Origin of the sequence: Vibrio sp. LaRot3 (genome assembly GCF_027587025.1) — a bacterium.
Lineage (GTDB): Bacteria > Pseudomonadota > Gammaproteobacteria > Enterobacterales > Vibrionaceae > Vibrio.
This window is the reverse complement of record NZ_JAPPTI010000004.1, coordinates 106,274-125,440: the sequence shown is the minus strand read 5'-3', so window position 1 is coordinate 125,440 and position 19,167 is coordinate 106,274. Positions and strand designations below refer to the sequence as shown.

Sequence of the window (19,167 nt, the reverse complement as noted above, 5' to 3'; positions counted from 1 at the left end):
GGGGGAAGTTCCTCGCCTGATATTTTGACTTAAACACACGATAAATTGACACTCTTCAAGCTTTGTATACATGGATGTGTGTTGTGAAAAATAAGCTGGAACGTTATTGCTTCGCGAGCCTGTTGTTATTACTGGTTTGGCTGCCTATACCACTTGGCTCAAATCGAATTTGGGCATGGACGATTGCCGAATGTTGGATTGGTATTACTGCGTTGGTGATATTGTTTGATGCTATCCGACGTTCTTCACTTTCCCCTATTAGGCGCTTAAAGCGATACAATTGGCTGTTGATACCTCTTGCGCTTTTTCAATGCTGGGTGGCGCTGCAATTGCTGCCGATGCCTGTCACATGGCTTGAGTGGTTCTCTCCCTCTGCGGCGATAGCCTATCAGCGTGTTGGCGCTGAGGTGGGTTATCTGTCGCTCGACCCACGCTCTACCTATATATCACTACTAAAAGGGTTAAATTACCTTGTGTTCGCCAGTTGCTTGGCAATTTTAACGCACAGTAAAAAACGCCTTAAGGCCGTGATGCTAGCATTGTTGGTGAGTGGCACTATTCAAGCGGTGTATGCTTCTTTAAATGTGTTGCTTGGTACAGAGCAATCGTGGTTTTTTGGCCTCGCTGAAACGGATATCGCGACTGGCTCTTTTGTGTATAAAAACCATTTAGCCAATTACTTGTTGTTGTGCTTGAGCATGGGTATAGGTTTGATAGTGATCGATATGAGTCGCCGTCAATCGGACTCATGGCAAGAACGCATGTTCAGTTTGTTACAGTTGATGATGTCGCGGAAAATGATGATTCGTTTTGCGCTGATCATTATGGTGATTGCATTGGTGATGACCCGATCTCGAATGGGAAATGCTGCCTTCTTTGCCGCTACATTGGTTGCTGGTGTCATTGCGTTGGGTTGCTATAAAAATCGTCCGGCAAAATTAAGCTTTTTAATCTTCAGTTTGTTTGCCGTGGACATTCTCGTACTGGGTTCTTTTTTTGGCTTAGAACAGGTACAGCAGAGAATTATGGACTCACACCTAGAACAAGATACGCGTTATTTAGTGGTAGATTGGAGTTTACCGATTGTAAAAGATTACCTGCTTACCGGAACGGGGCTAGGCAGCTTTTATAGTGTGTTCCCAAGTTACAGCCATGGGGCGATCGGCTATTACGATCACGCCCACAATGACTACCTGCAATTTATCATTGAAACAGGGCTGCCCTCATTTGCTTTATTGGCGTTTGTGGTTATTTGGGCGTTTGGCATGGCGATATGGGTGATGAAAAACCGCCAAAGCAAAACCTGCAAAGGGGCGGCATTTGGTTGTTTAATTGCCTTCATCGCGATGATGATTCATATCACGGTAGACTTTAACCTCCAAGCCCCGGCTAATGCGGTGACCTTTATTGCCATTTTGGTCTTAGTGGGCGCAAGTTACTCAATTGGAACACAACGGAAAAAGCAGGAGACACGCCTTGTTTGAGCGAGTATTGATTGTATGCACGGGGAATATTTGTCGCTCCCCTTTTGCCCAAGCCATGTTACAAGAATTAATGCCAGCTGCGGAAGTGCGCTCTGCTGGGATCGCGACAGACAAAAGCGGCTTACAAGGTTTCCCCGCAGAAAAGAGCATGATTGACGTCGCGAAACAATATCATCTTGATTTGTCGGTTCATGCGGCAAAGCAATTAACTCGCCAAGATTGTCATTGGAGTGACGTGATATTCATCATGCACCCAGATCAACTCAACGGCGTTGCGAATATCAGTCGCTCAGCGCGAGGAAAAACTTTCTTATTAGGCCAATGGGATCAAGGCACAATCGAAGATCCGTTTGGTCAATCAATTGCCGAGTACCAAACCGCAGCAAAACAAATTGATGCTGCATGCCAAGCATGGCTTAAAAAATTCTAATTACTATGGGTATAACCCCGCGTGGTGAACTTCATTTGATACATGTTTTTATCGGCGATTTTAATAAGTTCACTAAAGTTGTTTGCTTGATGTGGGTAGGTCGCTAACCCTAAGCTAGTGGACAGCTGTACGCGAGTATTCGGTAAGATCTCAATTTTACCGCTAAAGCAGTCCATCAAGGTTTCTACCGATTGCTCAATAATGTCATGGGTACAGTCAGTCGCTAGAATCGCAAATTCATCACCACCAATCCGGTATGGCGTCAATTTAACGGAACTGCGCAGCTGTTCAAAGCGTTGGGCAAGTTCGACGAGTGCAGCATCGCCGGCTTGATGACCATACTTGTCATTGATTTGCTTAAAGCCATTCAAATCGAGTAAAAACAGTGTGAAAGCTTGTTGGTTGTCAATGTACTGATTGACTTTTTCTTCAATCGCTAAACGGTTCGCGATGCCGGTTAATGCGTCGCTCATTGCGAGCTGTTTGTTGTATTTCGCTTCAGTATTCAATAGAAAGGTCACCAGAGCGACGCAGCCAAACAGCAGAACCATTAAAATAATTTGAGTCTGATTGAGTTGACGCGCTTGCGCCATCTGCTGCTCATACATTGGGCTTTTGATTCGAAAATTTCGATTAATGTAAGCCAGCATGTCTTGGTAGATATCCTCCAGCTGATAGGAAAGCTGGTGGACTTGATCTGGACTTTGTAGCGAAAAAGTCGCCGTCTCAAGTTTCTGTAATCGCTCAAAAAGGTGTTGAAAGAAGGCTTTCGCGCCAACCGAGTTCATGAATGTATCAGCTTCATGACCATTTAACAGCAGATCAAATCGACTCCATGTGAGCTCGTAGCTGAGCTCTGTTTTCGTTTGATGTTCGCTGCTTTGCAAAGAGAAAGGGGTAATGGCTACCAGTGTAGAAAACTCTTTGGTCAGTTGGAACAGTGACCAAGTGGCTTGGTTTTGTTGCTCTGAGTAGGAGAGCGCTAATTGACGTGTAGACGAAAGAAAGTACAGATTTGCAATGATTAGCAGCGCCGTCATGACTATCAGCATCGCTTTGGCTCGAGCGATGAGAGTTATGAAGGATTCTGTTTTATTGTTTGTTACCATCTTGTGCACTATGAATCACGATTTCGTCTATTTGCCACACCATTTGCGAATGATAGTTGGCGTGGTTGATATTGGGGTGTTCGTCTAAATTATAAACCAACCAGTACGGTCCTTTGTGTCGAACTTTCATCGGTTTACCATCCATCTTCATCGCAATCATCGGGGCGTACTTGTTTATATCTTCTATTGAGGTGGTCGAGCTGTAGTCGTTCAGAGCGATAAATGAAACGGCAAATGCATCGGAGACGTCATATTTCTCGAGTAATTGTGAAACAAGAATGCCACTAAACTGATGATTGTCTTCAAACCAAGGTAATAAGGTCGTGAAAGAGGTTTGACTAAATTCTTGCTCGATTTCTGCTTTATTGAGCGTGATTGTGGTTTGGTCGGGTAGGTGGATACGAAGCTCATTGCCCTGTACGGCGCAACTGATCATTAAGGTGGCTACAGCAATCAAACTTCTCATCGCATTCACTTGCTCAAAATATAAACTTTCCGGCTAGATGGCTAGTATATGTATTGTTCATCACAATTGGAAAGGATTTTATTAATAACATTCATGTTTATGAAACAATCGCAGAGTATCTTTGGTCAATTTTGCTTGCGTATTCATGCAAAAAGGCTCCCGTAGGAGCCTTATCAAGTAGAGTACCTTACTAGAAGATTAAGTGCGCGAAGCCCGCAATCACAGGCAGCGTGATTAGTGTACGCAGAATGAAGATAGCAAACAGCTCGAAGATATTGACTGGAATACGGCTACCAAGCAGTAGTGCACCCACTTCAGACATGTAGATAAGCTGAGTAACAGACATCGCAGCAATGATAAAGCGGGTCATCTCGCTATCGATAGAAGCGGCCAAGATTGCTGGGATAAACATATCAGCAAAACCCACAACCATTGTCTCAGACGCTGCAGCGGCTTCTGGCACGCCTAATAGCTCTAGGTAAGGGATAAATGGTTGACCTAGGAAGCTAAATACAGAGGTGTACTCTGCAATAACCAATGCGATAGTACCTAAGCCCATTACAACCGGTAGTACGCCAAATACCATGTCGACTGCGTTCTTTATACCTTCGCTGAATACGCCTTTTACTGATTTAACGTTGCTTGCTTTTTCCATCGCCAAGCTAAGGCCCCAAGAAAACGTCGTGTGATTCATAGGGATCGCGTCCAAGTCTTTTTCTGGCGCTGAGCCATCAATGAAAACATCGCGTTTGTAACTCAGTGGCGGTAGGCGAGGAATGATCATTGCTGCCACAAAACCCGCTAGGCAAACTGCACCGTAGAAAAGTAGGAATAGATGCTCTAAACCAACTTGAGCGATCACGACCAAGCTGAAGGTAATAGATACAGCCGAGAATGTTGTACCCACAACGGCTGCTTCACGTTGAGTGTAGAACTTGTTCTCGTATTGCTTGCTGGTCAACAAAATACCCACGCTGCCGTCACCTAGCCAAGAAGCCATACAGTCGATTGCACTGCGTCCAGGTAGGTTAAATAGAGGACGCATGATCTTACTGAGTAGTGTGCCAAACAGTTCTAATAGACCAAAATTCAGCAGTAATGGCAGTAGTAAACCAGCGAAGATAAACACGGCAAACAGTGTTGGTAAAAGGCCTGTCAGAACAAGGCCGCCTGTATTTTCTTCCCAAATGGCTTCTGGGCCAACTTGGAAATAACTCATTACGACAGCGATACCACCAATAAGTCGAACTGCTAACCAAAGAGGAGTTGGGTTGAATAGCCCATTTAAGAAAGCGTTGTTAGCAATGAATGATGGCGTTGAAATACGGCATGCTAGAGATGTAGCAGCCATAAATGCGATGATTGCCGTTACCATTTCAACTAGGAAATCACCAAATAGTGCTTGCAGTGACTTTGCCAAGATAGCAACAGGAATGGTGAGGTCACCGTTGTAGCTCACCGGAGCCATAAATAGGAACAGACCAAGCAAAGAAGGGATAAAGAACACCCAAAAGTTGCCTTTTGACTTTGGTTGTTCTGTCTGTTGAGCAGAATTGTTCATTAGATTTCTCGTGTTACAACTAGTCAATATTAAGCCAGAATCCTTGGCATAGATATTCACTAAACATCCATATTTAATTATTTCCGGCAAGAATACTGTTTTTGATAGGGTGTTGCAATACTATTCATTAATTATCGCTAAATATTCATGATTAAGTTTTTAATCATAATGAATACATAGGCTTATCTGTTGCACAAGAGTAAGTTTTGATGACAAAAGACAGTTAGGTTGGAATAACTATCTGTTTTCCAACCAATAACTGTCATTATGCACGGCGAGATGAGAAGAAAAGATACAGCCAGTATGCGATGGCAAGAGTGAGAGCTAGGCTGATGGGTGCCATGAAGGCACTGATTTGATAGTGAGTATAAAGTTTAGCACCAACGATGCCACCGGATAAAAAACCACTGAAAATGAATATAAACAGTTTGGCCTTACGGTAATCGAAACGTTCACCACGGATACGCGCGCCAATCATAATGCCGAGATCGGTAATGATTCCGGTCATATGAGTGGTACGAACTACGGCACCGCTAAAGGTGGTGATCATCGCATTTTGTAAGCCACATGCGGCGGAAGCAAAGTATTGTCCGGTGACGTTATCTTGCTTGAGCAGTAGATAGGCAATAAACAGCAGTCCAGCTTCAATACAGAGCGCGACGCCATATCGGCGGCCGAGTTTGAGCGCTGTACTTTCAATAAATAGACCACTTAAGGTCGCACCTAATAGAAAGCTCAGTAAGATCATTAGTAGGTGCGTAGCCATACCATCGAGCGATTCGATGCTGGTGCCCAACAATGTGACGGTGCCGGAGATATGGGAGACAGCTTGGTGCTGGAAACCTAAAAGACCGATGGCATTGACAATGCCTGCCAGTAAGGCGAGTAACAGCGCGCCGTACTCTACCCAGCGCGGTAGTCGAGAAATCACAATAACACTCCTCAGTTAGGCGCGAATTATAACGCTGGTAAGAGGAGTAAGGTAGGGGAATTTCAGTAATTTAAGTTTGGCTCAAGAGTAGTGCTCAATTTGGCAATCAAATTTGACCCAACCATGCTGGCGTTGCTCGTAAACTGAGAAGCTTGGCTCGGGTAAATCTTGTTGATTAAACACCCCAATAGGCACAACAAGATAGTCAGGCAAAGCCGCAAGGTTGAGTAACATGGTAGTGCCGCATTTTGGGCAAAACGAATAGCGCACTTCGTTACCAGAGTCAGCGATGCGGCTGTATTCAATCATTTCACCGAAGTGAGAGATCTGGTCTTTGTGAAAGCGTGCTTGCACACCAAACACGCTGCCGGTGCGCTTTTGACATTCGAAGCAATGGCATACCGCAGTGCGAATGGGTTCGCCTCGACACACGATATTGACTTGCCCACAACTGCATTCGGCATTTCGAATCATTGAATCTTGAGACATGCTAGTTCCTTGAGCTTACGACCTTCTATTGTTAAGGTTTATCATTAAAATTCTCACTATACAAATGGTGTTTGTATGCCTAAGCGCAGATTGCCTATACCTCTCATTTTATTGGTGCCTTTGTTGCTGTTGGTCGCTGTGATATTGGCTGGCGTGTATCGATTCTCGATGAGTGATGAAGATATCCTTTCTAAGTTCCCAAGCCAATCACAAACGGTTGACCCAATCATGTTGCAGCTGTTTTCGATAAAAACACCAAACCCATGGGTGATCACAGTACCAGAGACAAATGCCAATGCGTTCTTGGAGAGCTATGACATTCAAGCTATGTGGGCGAGTGGTTTGTACGATGATGGCGCTGAACGTGGTCAGGTGCAAGTCAGTACCCGCTGGCTGAACGCGATAGATTTATATCAGTTTGCGACAATCGTAACCGTATCTAATCAAGGATCAGGTCTGTTTTATTATTTAGTGACCTTTGAATACGATCAGCAAAGAGCGCGAATGGTGATGAAAAACAGCGTATTTCTCGGTGATCGGATTACTGTCAAATCTCTGCAATATCAATTTGATAAGTTGGAGCTTATCTATCTTGAGCATAGTGATTCCCAATCTTATGCAGATTCACCAACGCACAAGGTAGAGCGCAGTTTTACGCTCAACAAATCGCTTGAGCTGAGCGAGGCAAACTAATCCGAATTTATTACGGTATTGTTTATATGAGTTAGATTGCTTATATTGGTTTTGGCTAACCCCTTTATCTATCTTGCCTCTTAACGAAACGAGACAGCATAAAGGGTAAAGACGGATTTTTTGTTGTTGACGGAGAGAAACATGATCATCAAACGTTTTTTTAAAACCAAAAACGAAGTAGAAGTAACTTTTGAACTGCCACAAGAGCAGGCCGAGCAATCAGTCGAGTTGGTTGCTGACTTTTTAGATTGGCAACCGACTCAAATGAAAAAAGTCGCGAAAACCAAATCATACAAATTCAAAACTCGTTTGCCGAAAGATCAGCAATTTGAGTTTCGTTATCTAGTCGATAACCAGAAATGGGTTAACGACCCTTCAGCGGACCAATTCACACCAAATGGCTATGGCGAAGACAACGGATTAGTATCAACTTATCAGTAGATTCGTCTAATCAATAAGTTATCTCAACGGATAATGCCATTTATCTTCATGGTATAAATAAGAGGCGTATTAATGCGCCTTTTTTCGATCGCATCCTTACACCAATTAGGTGACAACTTACACAGAAATCCGTACTCTTAGGCTTTTGTAATTCAGAATAATAGGTCTAATTGTGCTAGCTAGAACGTTGAAAGCTCGCGTTGCAGAACTTCCCAAGCGAAAAAAGTGGATGCTTTTAAGCTTACCAGTCATCACTGCTGTGATGTTGGCTTCACTTGGAGGAGGTGCAAATACTAAGCGCATTATTGATCTTTCCCTTCCTGATACTGAATTGGTTGATACGTTATTGACCGATACATTTGAATCACCAAACATGCCAGATTTTGAATACGAGATTCAGTCTGGAGATAACCTGAGTAGTATCTTCGATCAACTTGGATTTGGTTACTCAGATCTGATGAGGATCATGGAGACCGACCTTAACTACCTTGCATTAGATACGTTAAAGCCAGGTAATACATTACGATTTTGGCGTGATGAAGAAACCAATCAACTCGCTAAAATGGAATTGGAATTCAGCATGGTTGAACGTGCTGTGTATTCACGTTTGGATGATGGTAGCTACGAGTTCGAAGATGTTAAAATTCCGGGTGAATGGAAAGAGTTTCCATTGATTGGCGAGATCTCGGGCAGTTTTTCTCAGTCGGTTAATCGTGCAGGCTTGGGTAGTGCTGAAATCGACCAGATTGTCACACTGCTAAAAGATAAGATTAATTTTGCGCGCGATTTGCGTGCGGGTGATAAGTTTGAGGTCGTGCAGTCACGACAGTTTGTGGGTGATGAACTCACGGGCAACCGCGAAATTCAAGCGATTAAGATTTTCAACCGTGGCCGAGTATTGACTGCTTATCTGCATACCGATGGTCAATACTACGATCAAAACGGTGACAGCCTGCAACGCGCATTTCAGCGCAAACCGGTTGCGGGCAACTACCGTTTAAGCTCTCATTTCAACCCTAAGCGTAAACACCCAGTAACGGGACGTGTTGCGCCGCACAATGGTACTGACTGGGCGACGCCAACAGGTACGCCAATTGTATCGACCGGTGATGGCGTTGTTTTACTGACTCGTAACCACCCTTATGCGGGTAAATATGTAGTAATTCAACATGGTACGACCTACAAAACTCGTTACCTTCACTTGAGTAAGATTTTAGTGCGTAAAGGCCAGAAGGTATCCCGTGGTCAACGTATTGGTTTATCGGGCAAAACTGGTCGTGTGACTGGGCCACATATTCACTATGAGTTGATCATTCGCGGCCGTGCGGTGAACGCGATGAAGGCGAATATCCCAATGGCAAATTCGGTATCTAAGAAAGAGATGGCAGCCTTTAAACAGCGCCGAGATGAGTTGGACAATATGCTAGAGCAGCAAGAGTTACAACTTGCTAAACAAACCTCTAGCGCTGATACCAATACACGCTAATACGAAAAAGGCACTGTAAAGTGCCTTTTTGCTTTCTAGCGTATTGAGTTATGCATGGTTGTGTCATGCTTTAGCTGATTTTAACCAGTGACTCACGAGTGATGTCTGAAATGGTGTTCGCACCAGTCAACGTCATTGCTACGCGCATCTCTTTGTCATAGAGGTCTAATAAGTTTTCAACACCAGCTTGCCCTTGCGCAGCAAGTGCGTAGACAAATGAACGGCCTAGCAAAGTACAGTCTGCACCGAGAGCCAACATGCGCACCACATCAAGACCGGTTCGAATCCCTGAATCGACAAGAATTTTCAGGTCACCTTTTACTGCGTCAGCAATATCAGGGAGTGCGCGAGCAGTCGACATCACGCCGTCTAACTGGCGTCCGCCGTGGTTTGATACAACGATGCCATCAGCCCCGAAACGCACTGCGTCTTTCGCATCTTCTGTGTCTAAGATGCCTTTAATCACCATAGGGCCATCCCAGAAATCACGGATCCACTCAAGATCTTTCCAACAAATTGATGGGTCAAAGTTAGCGCCTAACCAACCAATGTAATCTTCTAGCTTAGTTGGCTCACCTCGGTAAGTGGAGATGTTGCCTAAATCGTGCGGCTTGCCCATTAGGCCGACGTCCATTGCCCAGCTTGGATGGAGCATGGATTGGAAAATTCGTCGCATTGCGGCATTAGGACCACTCATGCCCGAATGCATGTCGCGGTAACGAGCGCCGGGTACAGGCATATCTACTGTAAAGACAAGAGTAGTGACACCCGCCGCTTTAGCGCGTTCTAATACATTACGCATAAAGCCGCGGTCTTTTAGAACATAAAGCTGAAACCACATTGGGCGTTCGATGGCTGGAGTTACCTCTTCAATAGGGCAAACTGAAACCGTCGACATAGTAAAAGGAATGCCTTTGTTATCCGCCGCTTTTGCCGCTTGTACTTCACCACGACGTGCATACATCCCGGTTAGACCAACAGGGGCAAGTGCGATAGGCATTGCGAGTTTTTCACCGAACAACTCTGTTTCTAAACTGAGGTCTTCCATGTTGTTCAAGACACGTTGACGCAAAGCAATATCTGAGAGGTCATCGGTATTACGGCGTAAGGTGTGCTCGTTATATGACCCACCATCAATGTAGTGGAACAAGAATGGAGGCAGTTTTGCTTTCGCTGCTGCGCGGTAGTCGGTAGAAGCAGAGATAATCATAGTTTGGATCCTAATAGGGGCTGGACGATAAAATGAGTCTAGCTAGCCTAGTAACTCACAATGTTTACTTTATGGGCTTAACAACAAGATAGCTGAAAGCTCTGTTTTATGTGGTGAGGGATGTTACGCATTTGTTATTTTGGGATATATGGGTTAAATGAAAATAATTGATTCCAAAAACGAACAAATAGAAGGCGTGTCTTTGCTTTAATTGGATAAATAGCCGATGTACCAATCTAATAACAGGCGTTAAAATGAATTCAAATGCATTAAAATCAATGACTTATGATTTTATTGGATAGGTTGGCGATATTGAAAGGCGTTAGGAGAAGAGTCAGCGGGAGACAAAAAAGTGTGCGTTTACTCGGTGGCTTAAATGATAAGACTGTGATCTTCGTAGGGGTATAGAGGAGGGAGTAGACAAAACTAAGCCCTAATAATAGGGCTTAGTTTTGTGATTTACTGCTGCGGATCTTGTTCAGGAAGTGCCAAATATCCTTCGGTCGCAAAGTCGTCGTTGTAGAAGTCTGAAATGATTTCAAAAGGACTGATATTGCGTCTTACGTGGAGCTCTCCTTCTTCATCTTTATATGAGCGAACACCCGCAGCTGAGACCATTTCATAATGGAAAGGAAGTGGTATGTAGTAAGGGTTGTACATTGAAAATTCGAGTAAGCGGAACATATAACGATCTTTTTCATTAAAGGTGATGCTCACTACGGTCACGGGCTTGAGTTCGCCATCAATATCGCGGAAAGTTTCTATCTCTCGTACTGCGAAGTCGGTAATTTTAGGATGGTCCTTGAACAGCTCGTTTAAGGTCATCTCATCCGACATGCCGTTGTTTTTGATTACACTTGAAATGCGCTCGTAGAGATCGTCGATTTCACCCTCTTCAACCATGCGAAAGTAATCTCCAGGTCGGTCGTATCTTACTTCGTCGTGGACGAGATCCCACAACCCCATACGAAAGACGTAGTTAGTTGGAGAGTTGTACCAATTAATTGCGAAGAAGAAAGCGGCAAATACCGCTGCTCCAGTGAAAATACGTTTCCACTTGATTGGTTTTTTCTCTTTTTTGTTTGCTGCTTTCTGAGGTGCGCGGCTAGGGTTGCCGGTTTTTTTAGTCTTATTGGCGCGAGACTTGTTTTTCTTAGCCATCTTTTTACTGCTGTAGATTGTGGCTCTGGGCCATAGCGAATGTTAGTAAATATCTATGAAATAGAGCGATTTAGAATTTTAAGGATGGCGATTATGCGGAACTTATTGCGCATTCTCAAGGACGAGATCTACGCAGAGTGATGCCGAGCCCGTTTTATAAAAAAGCGGGCTGGTTAAATTAACCAGCCCGCTCATAGTCAAACAATGGAAGCAAACGTGCTTACGATTTAGGGTCGATTGCTTCTTGTAGACCATCACCAAGGAAGTTAATGGTCACTACAGTAAACAGTACCATGATCCCCGGATATACTGCGGCCATTGGGTAAACCCACAATGCTTCACGAGCGTTTTGCAGCATGTTACCCCAAGATGGGGTAGGCGGGTTGATACCAAAGCCAAGGAAGCTCAGTGCACTCTCAGTCAAGATTGCGCCACCAATACCCAGTGTGGTTGCGGTGATTACAGGCGCAATGACGTTTGGCACTATGTGTCTTAGCATGACAAACCAGTGGCTTGCTCCATAGCCAATCGCCGCTTGAACATACTCTCGGTGTTTGACCGATAGAGTATTTGAACGCACAAGACGTGCGGCAAATGGCCAACCTAACAAAGAAAGCACCACTACTAAGCGATAAATACTAAAGGTGTCACTGCGCACTAATTCTTCAGAGAAGCCTAGCTTGGTCATGTCGATACTCTGAATCAAAATGAGCAGCATGATACTTGGCAAACTGATGATGAAATCAGCGGCACGCATAATGAATGCGTCTACTCGGCCACCATGGTAGCCAGCAATCACGCCTAATGTCGTACCAATGACTGATGTCACAATCGCCGCCATAAAGGCAAACGTTAGTGACACTTGGCCACCTAGCAATAAGCGGGTAAAGATATCACGGCCTAATTCATCCGTGCCTAGCACATTATCTTCATCAGGCACTTCGTAGCGGCTGAAAAGATCGTCGCCATACGGGTCAACACCTAGCCAGTCAGAGATAGGCCCAGCGCTAAAACAGATAGCAGTTAGGAGAACAAGAAAGACCAGCGATACCATCGCCAGCTTATGGCGATACAAACGTTGCCACACCTGTACCCAAGGGTTTTGACTACGGTTTTCAATATAACTCATTAGTTTGTCCCTCTTGTAAGGTTGATACGAGGGTCAACTTTCGAATACAGAATATCAGCAACAAAGTTCATGATTAAGATGGCAGAAGTTGCCACCATAAAGCACAGCATAGCGACGTTGTAGTCGTTGCCGTTAATAGAATCGACCGTCAGTTTACCAATGCCCGGCCAACTAAAAATGGTCTCAGTAAGAACTGCACCACTCATCAGTGCCGCTACATCCATCGCCAACACAGTGATCATCGGTAGCATGCCGTTTTTAATACAGTGTTTGAAGAGAACACGAGTAGAGGAAGCGCCTTTGGCTTTTGCGGTACGGACAAAATCTTGTCTGAATACTTCAAGCATACTTGAGCGCATAAAGCGTGAAATAGAAGCAATACTTAGCAGCGTTAAACTTAGTATTGGTAGCACCATGTACTTGAGCTTATCAAACCCCTCTGCACCTTCGGCTTCACCGGTTCCGCCTGCTGGGAAAATAGGGTAGACCACTGAGAAGATCATGATCAGCATCAGTGCTAGCCAAGCGGCTGGCGTGGAGAGAAACAGATAGGTTACGCCACTAATAATGTAATCGGTGGCTTTATTCTGTTTCACAGCACAGATAACACCGATTGGTAAGGCAATAAAAATCGACAGCAGCGTGCCGCTACCGACCAGCAATAAGGTGTTTTTTATGGCATCCCAAAGCACATCAATGGCAGGGAGCGAGAACATGCGTGAATAGCCAAGGTCACCTTGTACGGCGTTACCTAGCCAATGGAAGTAGCGCACATACACAGGTTTGTCTAAACCGAGTTCGGCTTTTAGGCGCGCAATATCTTCTGATGAAATGTTTGGATCATGCTGGGCCATCAAATCGATTGGGTCACCCGGCATTAAACCCATGAGGTTGTATGCTGCAAATGAGGCTAAAAATAGCACCAATAGCATCTGCAAAATTCTTGAAATAAAAAAGCTCTTCATATTACATCCAAGTGGTTGAGTCTTCTTTGTTGTTATCTTTTGTACTAAGCAGATTTCCGCTCTGCTTGGTTACGTCGACGAGCATTGCCAATATCCGGAACCGCATTCAGTAGCTCTTGGCTGTATGGGTGTTTAGGATTAGCGAAGAAAGCTTCTTTGGTTGCGTGCTCGACGATTTCACCACTTTTCATCACTAAGATGTCATGGGCAAGGTGATACACCACCGCCATATCGTGGCTGATAAAGAAGAATGCGATGCCGTGTTCTTGTTGTAGGTCTTTAAACAAGTTAAGGATCTGAGACTGAACCGACACGTCTAAAGCTGAAAGTGGTTCATCAGCAATGATCAGGTCGGGTTTCAACATCAAAGCGCGAGCGATGGCGATACGTTGTCTTTGGCCGCCAGAAAACTCATGTGGGTAACGTGTCAGCACATCTTCGTGCATGCCTACCCACTCCAACACCTCTAAGGCGCGAGCGCGTTGAGATTGCTTGTCACCAATGCCATTGACCTTCATTGGCTCGATAAGAGAATCGAGAATAGGCATTCTTGGATTGAGCGCAGAATATGGGTCTTGGAAAACAAGGCCGATACGTTGTCTCAACGGACGTTGGGCTTTGCTGCTTAAACGAGATACCTCTTGACCAGAAATGAGGATGTCGCCTGAATCAGGGACATCAAGCATACTGACCATACGGCCAAGGGTAGATTTACCTGAACCAGATTCACCCACCACGGCTAATGTTTTACCTGCTTCTAACTTGAGTGACACATTTTTGGTTACATGCAAGTAATGGGGCTCACGACCAAACATAGATCCCGGGTCAAGCACATAGCGTTTTTGCAGGTTTTTAACTTCGAGTAGTGCCATTATGAAAGCCCTCCGTGAATCGCATTGCGCTGCTTCGCTACTTCTACATAGTGATCGTAAAGCTCTGGGCAACGATCGCGGAAGGTGTAATTCTCACCGCGTTTATCCAAAGGAGGCACACTGCCCGGAATCGCAGGTAGGCGATCGACATTGACGCCAACACGAGGGATCGTATCGAGCAATGCCTGAGTGTATGGATGCTGCGGGTTATCGAAGATTTCGTTTACATCTGCAAGCTCAACCACTTGGCCAGCATACATCACCATGACACGGTCAGAGATTTGCGATACCACACCGAGAGAGTGACTGATGAACTGAATGGCTGTCCCTGTGGTTTCACGCAGTTCTTCAAGTAGATCGAGCACTTGTGCTTGCACAGTTACATCCAACGCAGTGGTGGGCTCATCGGCAATCAACACTTTAGGTTTACATGCGAGTGCCATTGCAATCATCACACGTTGGCGCATACCGCCTGAAAGCTCGTGTGGGAAAGCTTTTGCTCGTCTTTCTGGGTAGGGAATATGAACCTGTCTAAGCATCTCAATAGCTCGGTTCATTGCTTCCGCTTTTGATTCGTTTTCGTGGATGATAAACATCTCAGCCACTTGTTCCCCGACAGTCACCACAGGGTTTAGAGCCGTCATCGGTTCTTGGAAGATCATTCCAATACCTTCACCACGAATTTTCTGATAACGCCTTTCTGACATGCCGACAAGGTTTTCACCTTGGAACAAAATTTCACCAGAGAGGTCGAGTTTTTTATCCAGTAAGCCCATGACTGAAAGCGAGGTGAGCGATTTACCGCAACCTGACTCGCCAACAATACCTAAGATTTCACCAGATTTGATTTGATAATTGACATCCTTAACTGCGAAGTGTGGCCCAACGGCCACACTCATATTGCGAACGTCTAGTATGATTTCACTCATAGACATTCCAATCGCTTAGTTAGTACGTGTCCAGTTTTCTGCCCAGAAGCTTGAGTAGTTCTGGTGGCCTGTTGGCTCAACGCCTTTTAGCCATTTAGGCAGGATGAAGCTGTCTGCACGGTAGTATAGAGGTAGTGCAGGGAGCTCGGTCGCATAGATGTTTTGGAACGTTTTCCAAAGCTCCATACGTTTTTCTACGTTAAGCTCAGCTTCGATTTGCTCGATCACTTTATCCATTTCTGGGTTTGAGTAACCTGCGTAGTTTTGACCAGACCAACCATTGTCTTTCGTCGGAATGTATTCAGAGTGCATGGTTGTACGTGGTAGTTGTTCAGGTGAGCTGCCCCATGCAAACATAGCTAAGCCTTTGTGCTTACGTTCTGTCAGCGTAGTACCAAAGTAAACACGTGCCGTTTGGTTGTTGATGATGATTTTAACACCGATCTTCTTCCATTGGCCTTGAGCAAATTGCTGTACCAGTTCACGAGTCTTATTACCTGAGGTTGTCATGAACTCAAGCTCAAGTGGCTTGCCGTTTTTCATCTGTACGCCGTTCACTAGCTCATAGCCTGCTTCTTTCAGAAGGGCTTTCGCTTTCTCTTGATCAAACGGGTAGTTAGGTGCAGACGCATCAAAAGAGGCATCCAGTGGACTTACGCTAGAGCTCGCCACTTTCTGTTGGCCAGCAAACAGTTTCTCAGTTAGTAGTTCGCGGTCTAGGCCGAACAGTAGTGCTTGGCGCACACGCACATCTTGTAGGTGCTCATTATCTAGTTGTAGGTCTAAGTGCTCGTATACCGCTGCTGGGCGAATATCAACGATGTATTTGTCAGCAAATTTCTTTTTAAACTGAAGCGCTTGGTCTAGTGACAAGCCCATCTCACCAGGGATGTAATCCACATCGCCAGAGAGCAAGTTTGCTTGTAGTGCTTGAGTATCTGAAACCGTCTTCAGAGTAATGTCTTTAAACTCTGGTTGCTTGCCTTTCCAGTGTGGGTTTAGTGCAAGCTTAACAAACTGGCCTTGTTTTAGGTTTTGAATCTTGTAAGGACCGTTATACAGACCCGGGTTAGTTGGCTCTGTCACGTATTTGGTTTTTAGGTGGTACTCTTTTGGATTGGCATCGAAGATGGCTTCTTCAAGATGGCTTGGTAGTACATCTGGCACGTAGTACGCATTGTATTTGTATGACACGCGATCAACGTAAACTTCAACGGTATGATCATCGATGACTTTTAAATCTTCAATGTGTTGGAACGTCGATAGGCCTGCATTGCCTTGCACGTCCGCAGAGGTTGCCATCTTATACCAAAACGCTACGTCTTTGGTTGTGATAGGTGTGCCGTCCCCCCAGAATAGGTCTTTCTTAAATTTAACCGTCATCTTCACGCCTTTGGCGCTTTCACCCTCTTTGGCATTAGGGCGGTCAACAACTTCTGCTTGACCATTTTCAAACGTCGGAACTTCTTCACATAGGAAACAAACCAGCTCCCACTTTTGATCATAGCCTAACGTATCACGTAATGAGAAACCGTGAGTATAGGCTTGTGCAACCATACTATCGATAACAGGGTGCAGTGTAGAAGGGTATTGAGAAATACCAATAGTGAGCTTGTCATCAGCGGCTAAAGAAGCGCCACTAAATAACGCAGCTGTTGTTGCAAGTGCGACTAGTTTGGTTTTCATTGTGTTTGATCTCCATATCATTTTTATTTTGAGGACAGCCGACTCGCCGAATTGAGATTTCTACAGATGTGACAACGCCATGCTTAAAAACTTAAGCAACCGTCGACAAGTAGAGATTTCAATATCGAAGTTAGATATTCGTGCTCCCAATCATTGGCTGAGCAGTGCGAATAGCTAGCGCCATAAAAGGGCGCGTGTTTATCGGGTTTGTGATCCACTGTCCTTAGTGCATTCAACCCATGCTAACAAAGGTTTTTTTTATAACCAAGAGTTAAAGTAATTGTTTATATTGATAAATTTATTATATAAGTGGCGTAAAGCAAGGCCTGAAAAGGCTTCATCGAGGAGAAGTTACGACCAAAATTGAATTTGTAAAAATAGGTTTGATTTCGTTATTTCTCGAGGCTTAGCACAAAAATAACCACTCATCTTGTGCAGAACTGTAGATTAGGTAACTGAATTTGCTTTATTTTTGAGCGATTTACTTCGCTTAATGTTATGCCTGATAGACAATGTCACCTGAACGCTGTTTTTCATTATTCATCAGAGTAATTATCTGAAATTAACGAATTTGGCGGTTTAACATGCGATAGGGTACAAAGTTTATGGCACTGAGGAGTGATGAAATAATCCTGAGGAATTGCTGTGAGGGCTCTGATTTTGTGATGACAGTGCCTTAGGTATTCAGAGTGAAATAACCGCTAACGAATAGGCTATTTCTCAATTATCGAGTTTTCGTCAATGTGGCGAATAAGCTTGGCGGGAGTGCCGCCATAAAGGCTATCTGGTGGAACATCAGAATTAACCACAGAGTTTGCGGCAATGACAGAGCGAGCACCAATAGTGACACCTTGGTTGATGATGACATTGCCACCAATCCAAACATCATCTTCGACAGTGATAGGCTTGCAAAGCGTCGCCCATTGACGGCGCTCTCGAAAGTTAAGGGAGTGGCTGGCAGTATAAAACTGGACATTAGGGCCAACTAATACATGATTGCCAATGCTAATTTTCGCGCCATCTAGCATGGTCACATTCATGTTAAGAAAAGTACTTTCACCAATAAAAATGGTTTTACCGAACTCGCAGTAAAACGGCGAACGAATAATGCTAGAAGATGGCATCGCCCCTATGAGTTGCTTGAGCAGTCCACTTCGCTGTAAGTCATCCGTCACTTTGTTAAGGGTGTGCAGAAGATCGGATGCTTCGTTACGAATCTCGTTGATGTACTGGTCACCGCCATCAAAGTTTTCGCCTGCCATCATTTTTTCAAATTCGGTCATCGTCTTTCCAAGTTAGGTTTTCGTGCCTGAGTGGCTTAACTTATTCTGTTTAATAAAACGGAATGTAACCTGATAGCGCTAGGATAAGAAGTGACTTTTGTTCACTTGTGATTGAACTATTGGGAATATCATAGGCACTAGAGGTTTGATGAATCATGACGGATGACCAAAGCTTAAAATAAAAGTGGTAATTGAAATCATAGCGCTTAGAATCCTCCGTCCTAGAGTTAAAACAGATGTAGAGTAAATTTATGCTTCGTGATTACACTTTCAATTGTCTTGTCACCATGCCTCGCCATGAATTAGAAGAGTTTAGCGCTCGAATGATCAGCAAAATGGTGCCAGAAGATGTGATGAATGAGCTGTTTACTTTCGATCAAGAAGAAGTCGATAGTGAAGACCGCATGTTATCTGCTCGTCTTGATGCAATGCTGCGTATGACCGCGATTGCGCTGAGTGAAATTCAGCAAACTTTCGATGAATCTGAAAACGCCAAACAAAATAGTGAGCGAATGACGCGCTTGGTACTTTGGCACTTCTACGCGATCTCATTCCGTTTAGAGCAAGCGATCACCCTTGAGACGCACTGTGAGCAAGTTGAAAAGCTACTAGCGAGTACGCCTGTTGATGTATTCGCATGGGTAAAAACGCTGACGGAACTGCTTCATACCTATGCGGAAATCAATGCGAACCAAAACCCGCAAGATTGAGTTTATTTTTTCAGAAGCTAGATAACGGTAATCTAGCTGTTTTACTCTTAATAAACCTAAAGAGTTTAGTTTAAGTCAGCAGCGCAAACTGCTGACTTTTTTATGTGCTTCGCCGGACGTTATTATAGGTAA

The 19,167-nt window shown here is 44.5% G+C and carries 19 protein-coding genes; 6 read left to right on the top strand and 13 right to left on the bottom strand.

Annotated elements, in window-relative coordinates; translation table 11 throughout:
* Window positions 1–83: 83 nt before the first annotated feature.
* Window positions 84–1,484: an O-antigen ligase family protein gene (locus tag OH461_RS11140; RefSeq protein WP_270020692.1), complete on the top strand. Its 1,401-nt coding sequence runs from the start codon at window positions 84–86 to the stop codon at window positions 1,482–1,484.
* Window positions 1,444–1,914 carry a low molecular weight protein-tyrosine-phosphatase gene (locus OH461_RS11135; RefSeq protein ID WP_333482223.1) on the top strand — a complete coding sequence of 157 codons (471 nt, stop codon included), beginning with the start codon at window positions 1,444–1,446 and terminating at the stop codon, window positions 1,912–1,914. Before OH461_RS11140 ends, OH461_RS11135 begins: the two co-directional genes overlap by 41 nt.
* On the opposite strand, the gene OH461_RS11130 is transcribed toward OH461_RS11135, so the two are convergent.
* The 5 genes from OH461_RS11130 to OH461_RS11110 form a co-directional block, all read right to left on the bottom strand.
* The gene (locus OH461_RS11130; protein WP_270020690.1) at window positions 1,911–3,023 is read right to left on the bottom strand and encodes a GGDEF domain-containing protein; all 1,113 of its coding nucleotides are present in this window, start codon (window positions 3,021–3,023) and stop codon (window positions 1,911–1,913) included. The genes OH461_RS11135 and OH461_RS11130 overlap by 4 nt on opposite strands.
* Window positions 3,007–3,489, bottom strand: a complete 483-nt coding sequence (locus OH461_RS11125) for a molybdopterin-dependent oxidoreductase (protein ID WP_270020689.1) — start codon at window positions 3,487–3,489, stop codon at window positions 3,007–3,009. The genes OH461_RS11130 and OH461_RS11125 overlap by 17 nt, the downstream gene beginning before the upstream one ends.
* 190 nt (window positions 3,490–3,679) lie before the next feature.
* Complete coding sequence (locus OH461_RS11120) at window positions 3,680–5,050, bottom strand: YjiH family protein (RefSeq protein ID WP_270020688.1); 1,371 nt, start codon at window positions 5,048–5,050, stop codon at window positions 3,680–3,682.
* Window positions 5,051–5,315: 265 nt separating this feature from the next.
* The gene (locus OH461_RS11115) at window positions 5,316–5,981 is read right to left on the bottom strand and encodes a YoaK family protein (protein WP_270020687.1); all 666 of its coding nucleotides are present in this window, start codon (window positions 5,979–5,981) and stop codon (window positions 5,316–5,318) included.
* A gap of 81 nt (window positions 5,982–6,062) precedes the next feature.
* Window positions 6,063–6,470 (bottom strand): GFA family protein, encoded by a 408-nt coding sequence (locus OH461_RS11110; RefSeq protein ID WP_270020686.1) that lies wholly within the window; start codon window positions 6,468–6,470, stop codon window positions 6,063–6,065.
* 75 nt (window positions 6,471–6,545) lie between these two features.
* Between OH461_RS11110 and OH461_RS11105 the strand changes: the two genes are divergently transcribed.
* The 3 genes from OH461_RS11105 (at window position 6,546) to OH461_RS11095 (ending at window position 9,090) form a co-directional block, all read left to right on the top strand.
* On the top strand, window positions 6,546–7,163 hold the full coding sequence (locus OH461_RS11105) for a hypothetical protein (RefSeq protein WP_270020685.1): 618 nt from the start codon (window positions 6,546–6,548) through the stop codon (window positions 7,161–7,163).
* Window positions 7,164–7,304: 141 nt separating this feature from the next.
* Window positions 7,305–7,604 (top strand): isoamylase early set domain-containing protein, encoded by a 300-nt coding sequence (locus tag OH461_RS11100; RefSeq protein ID WP_270020684.1) that lies wholly within the window; start codon window positions 7,305–7,307, stop codon window positions 7,602–7,604.
* 229 nt (window positions 7,605–7,833) lie between these two features.
* Entirely contained in the window at window positions 7,834–9,090 is a 1,257-nt protein-coding gene (locus OH461_RS11095; RefSeq protein WP_270020683.1) for a peptidoglycan DD-metalloendopeptidase family protein, read from the top strand.
* Between the two features lie 70 nt (window positions 9,091–9,160).
* Here the strand turns inward: OH461_RS11095 and lldD are convergent, their stop codons facing one another.
* The 8 genes from lldD to OH461_RS11055 form a co-directional block, all read right to left on the bottom strand.
* Window positions 9,161–10,300 carry an FMN-dependent L-lactate dehydrogenase LldD gene (gene lldD, locus OH461_RS11090; RefSeq protein ID WP_270020682.1) on the bottom strand — a complete coding sequence of 380 codons (1,140 nt, stop codon included), beginning with the start codon at window positions 10,298–10,300 and terminating at the stop codon, window positions 9,161–9,163.
* A gap of 459 nt (window positions 10,301–10,759) precedes the next feature.
* Window positions 10,760–11,461: a hypothetical protein gene (locus tag OH461_RS11085; RefSeq protein ID WP_270020681.1), complete on the bottom strand. Its 702-nt coding sequence runs from the start codon at window positions 11,459–11,461 to the stop codon at window positions 10,760–10,762.
* A gap of 220 nt (window positions 11,462–11,681) precedes the next feature.
* Window positions 11,682–12,590: an ABC transporter permease gene (locus OH461_RS11080; protein ID WP_270020680.1), complete on the bottom strand. Its 909-nt coding sequence runs from the start codon at window positions 12,588–12,590 to the stop codon at window positions 11,682–11,684.
* Window positions 12,590–13,555, bottom strand: a complete 966-nt coding sequence (locus OH461_RS11075; RefSeq protein ID WP_270020679.1) for an ABC transporter permease — start codon at window positions 13,553–13,555, stop codon at window positions 12,590–12,592. The genes OH461_RS11080 and OH461_RS11075 overlap by 1 nt, the downstream gene beginning before the upstream one ends.
* Window positions 13,556–13,599: 44 nt before the next feature.
* Window positions 13,600–14,427, bottom strand: a complete 828-nt coding sequence (locus OH461_RS11070) for an ATP-binding cassette domain-containing protein (RefSeq protein ID WP_270020678.1) — start codon at window positions 14,425–14,427, stop codon at window positions 13,600–13,602.
* Window positions 14,427–15,356 (bottom strand): ABC transporter ATP-binding protein, encoded by a 930-nt coding sequence (locus tag OH461_RS11065; RefSeq protein WP_260260386.1) that lies wholly within the window; start codon window positions 15,354–15,356, stop codon window positions 14,427–14,429. Before OH461_RS11065 ends, OH461_RS11070 begins: the two co-directional genes overlap by 1 nt.
* Window positions 15,357–15,371: 15 nt before the next feature.
* Window positions 15,372–17,042 carry a peptide ABC transporter substrate-binding protein gene (locus OH461_RS11060; protein ID WP_270020677.1) on the bottom strand — a complete coding sequence of 557 codons (1,671 nt, stop codon included), beginning with the start codon at window positions 17,040–17,042 and terminating at the stop codon, window positions 15,372–15,374.
* A gap of 713 nt (window positions 17,043–17,755) precedes the next feature.
* The gene (locus OH461_RS11055; RefSeq protein WP_270020676.1) at window positions 17,756–18,325 is read right to left on the bottom strand and encodes a sugar O-acetyltransferase; all 570 of its coding nucleotides are present in this window, start codon (window positions 18,323–18,325) and stop codon (window positions 17,756–17,758) included.
* 251 nt (window positions 18,326–18,576) lie between these two features.
* Here OH461_RS11055 and OH461_RS11050 point away from each other — a divergent pair, with 251 nt between their 5' ends.
* A complete protein-coding gene (locus OH461_RS11050) occupies window positions 18,577–19,035 on the top strand; it encodes an exoribonuclease R (protein ID WP_270020675.1) in 459 nt (152 codons plus the stop codon).
* The last annotated feature ends 132 nt before the right edge of the window (window positions 19,036–19,167 follow it).

Excerpts from the sequence above, each read along its gene's own strand:
- lldD (WP_270020682.1), bottom strand. The coding sequence starts at position 10,300 with ATGATTATCTCTGCTTCTACCGACTACCGCGCAGCAGCGAAAGCAAAA.
- OH461_RS11080 (WP_270020680.1), bottom strand. The coding sequence starts at position 12,590 with ATGAGTTATATTGAAAACCGTAGTCAAAACCCTTGGGTACAGGTGTGG.
- OH461_RS11065 (WP_260260386.1), bottom strand. The coding sequence starts at position 15,356 with ATGAGTGAAATCATACTAGACGTTCGCAATATGAGTGTGGCCGTTGGG.
- OH461_RS11085 (WP_270020681.1), bottom strand. The coding sequence starts at position 11,461 with ATGGCTAAGAAAAACAAGTCTCGCGCCAATAAGACTAAAAAAACCGGC.
- OH461_RS11050 (WP_270020675.1), top strand. The coding sequence starts at position 18,577 with ATGCTTCGTGATTACACTTTCAATTGTCTTGTCACCATGCCTCGCCAT.
- OH461_RS11105 (WP_270020685.1), top strand. The coding sequence starts at position 6,546 with ATGCCTAAGCGCAGATTGCCTATACCTCTCATTTTATTGGTGCCTTTG.
- OH461_RS11125 (WP_270020689.1), bottom strand. The coding sequence starts at position 3,489 with ATGAGAAGTTTGATTGCTGTAGCCACCTTAATGATCAGTTGCGCCGTA.
- OH461_RS11095 (WP_270020683.1), top strand. The coding sequence starts at position 7,834 with ATGCTTTTAAGCTTACCAGTCATCACTGCTGTGATGTTGGCTTCACTT.
- OH461_RS11110 (WP_270020686.1), bottom strand. The coding sequence starts at position 6,470 with ATGTCTCAAGATTCAATGATTCGAAATGCCGAATGCAGTTGTGGGCAA.
- OH461_RS11070 (WP_270020678.1), bottom strand. The coding sequence starts at position 14,427 with ATGGCACTACTCGAAGTTAAAAACCTGCAAAAACGCTATGTGCTTGAC.
- OH461_RS11075 (WP_270020679.1), bottom strand. The coding sequence starts at position 13,555 with ATGAAGAGCTTTTTTATTTCAAGAATTTTGCAGATGCTATTGGTGCTA.
- OH461_RS11120 (WP_270020688.1), bottom strand. The coding sequence starts at position 5,050 with ATGAACAATTCTGCTCAACAGACAGAACAACCAAAGTCAAAAGGCAAC.
- OH461_RS11055 (WP_270020676.1), bottom strand. The coding sequence starts at position 18,325 with ATGACCGAATTTGAAAAAATGATGGCAGGCGAAAACTTTGATGGCGGT.
- OH461_RS11060 (WP_270020677.1), bottom strand. The coding sequence starts at position 17,042 with ATGAAAACCAAACTAGTCGCACTTGCAACAACAGCTGCGTTATTTAGT.
- OH461_RS11100 (WP_270020684.1), top strand. The coding sequence starts at position 7,305 with ATGATCATCAAACGTTTTTTTAAAACCAAAAACGAAGTAGAAGTAACT.
- OH461_RS11130 (WP_270020690.1), bottom strand. The coding sequence starts at position 3,023 with ATGGTAACAAACAATAAAACAGAATCCTTCATAACTCTCATCGCTCGA.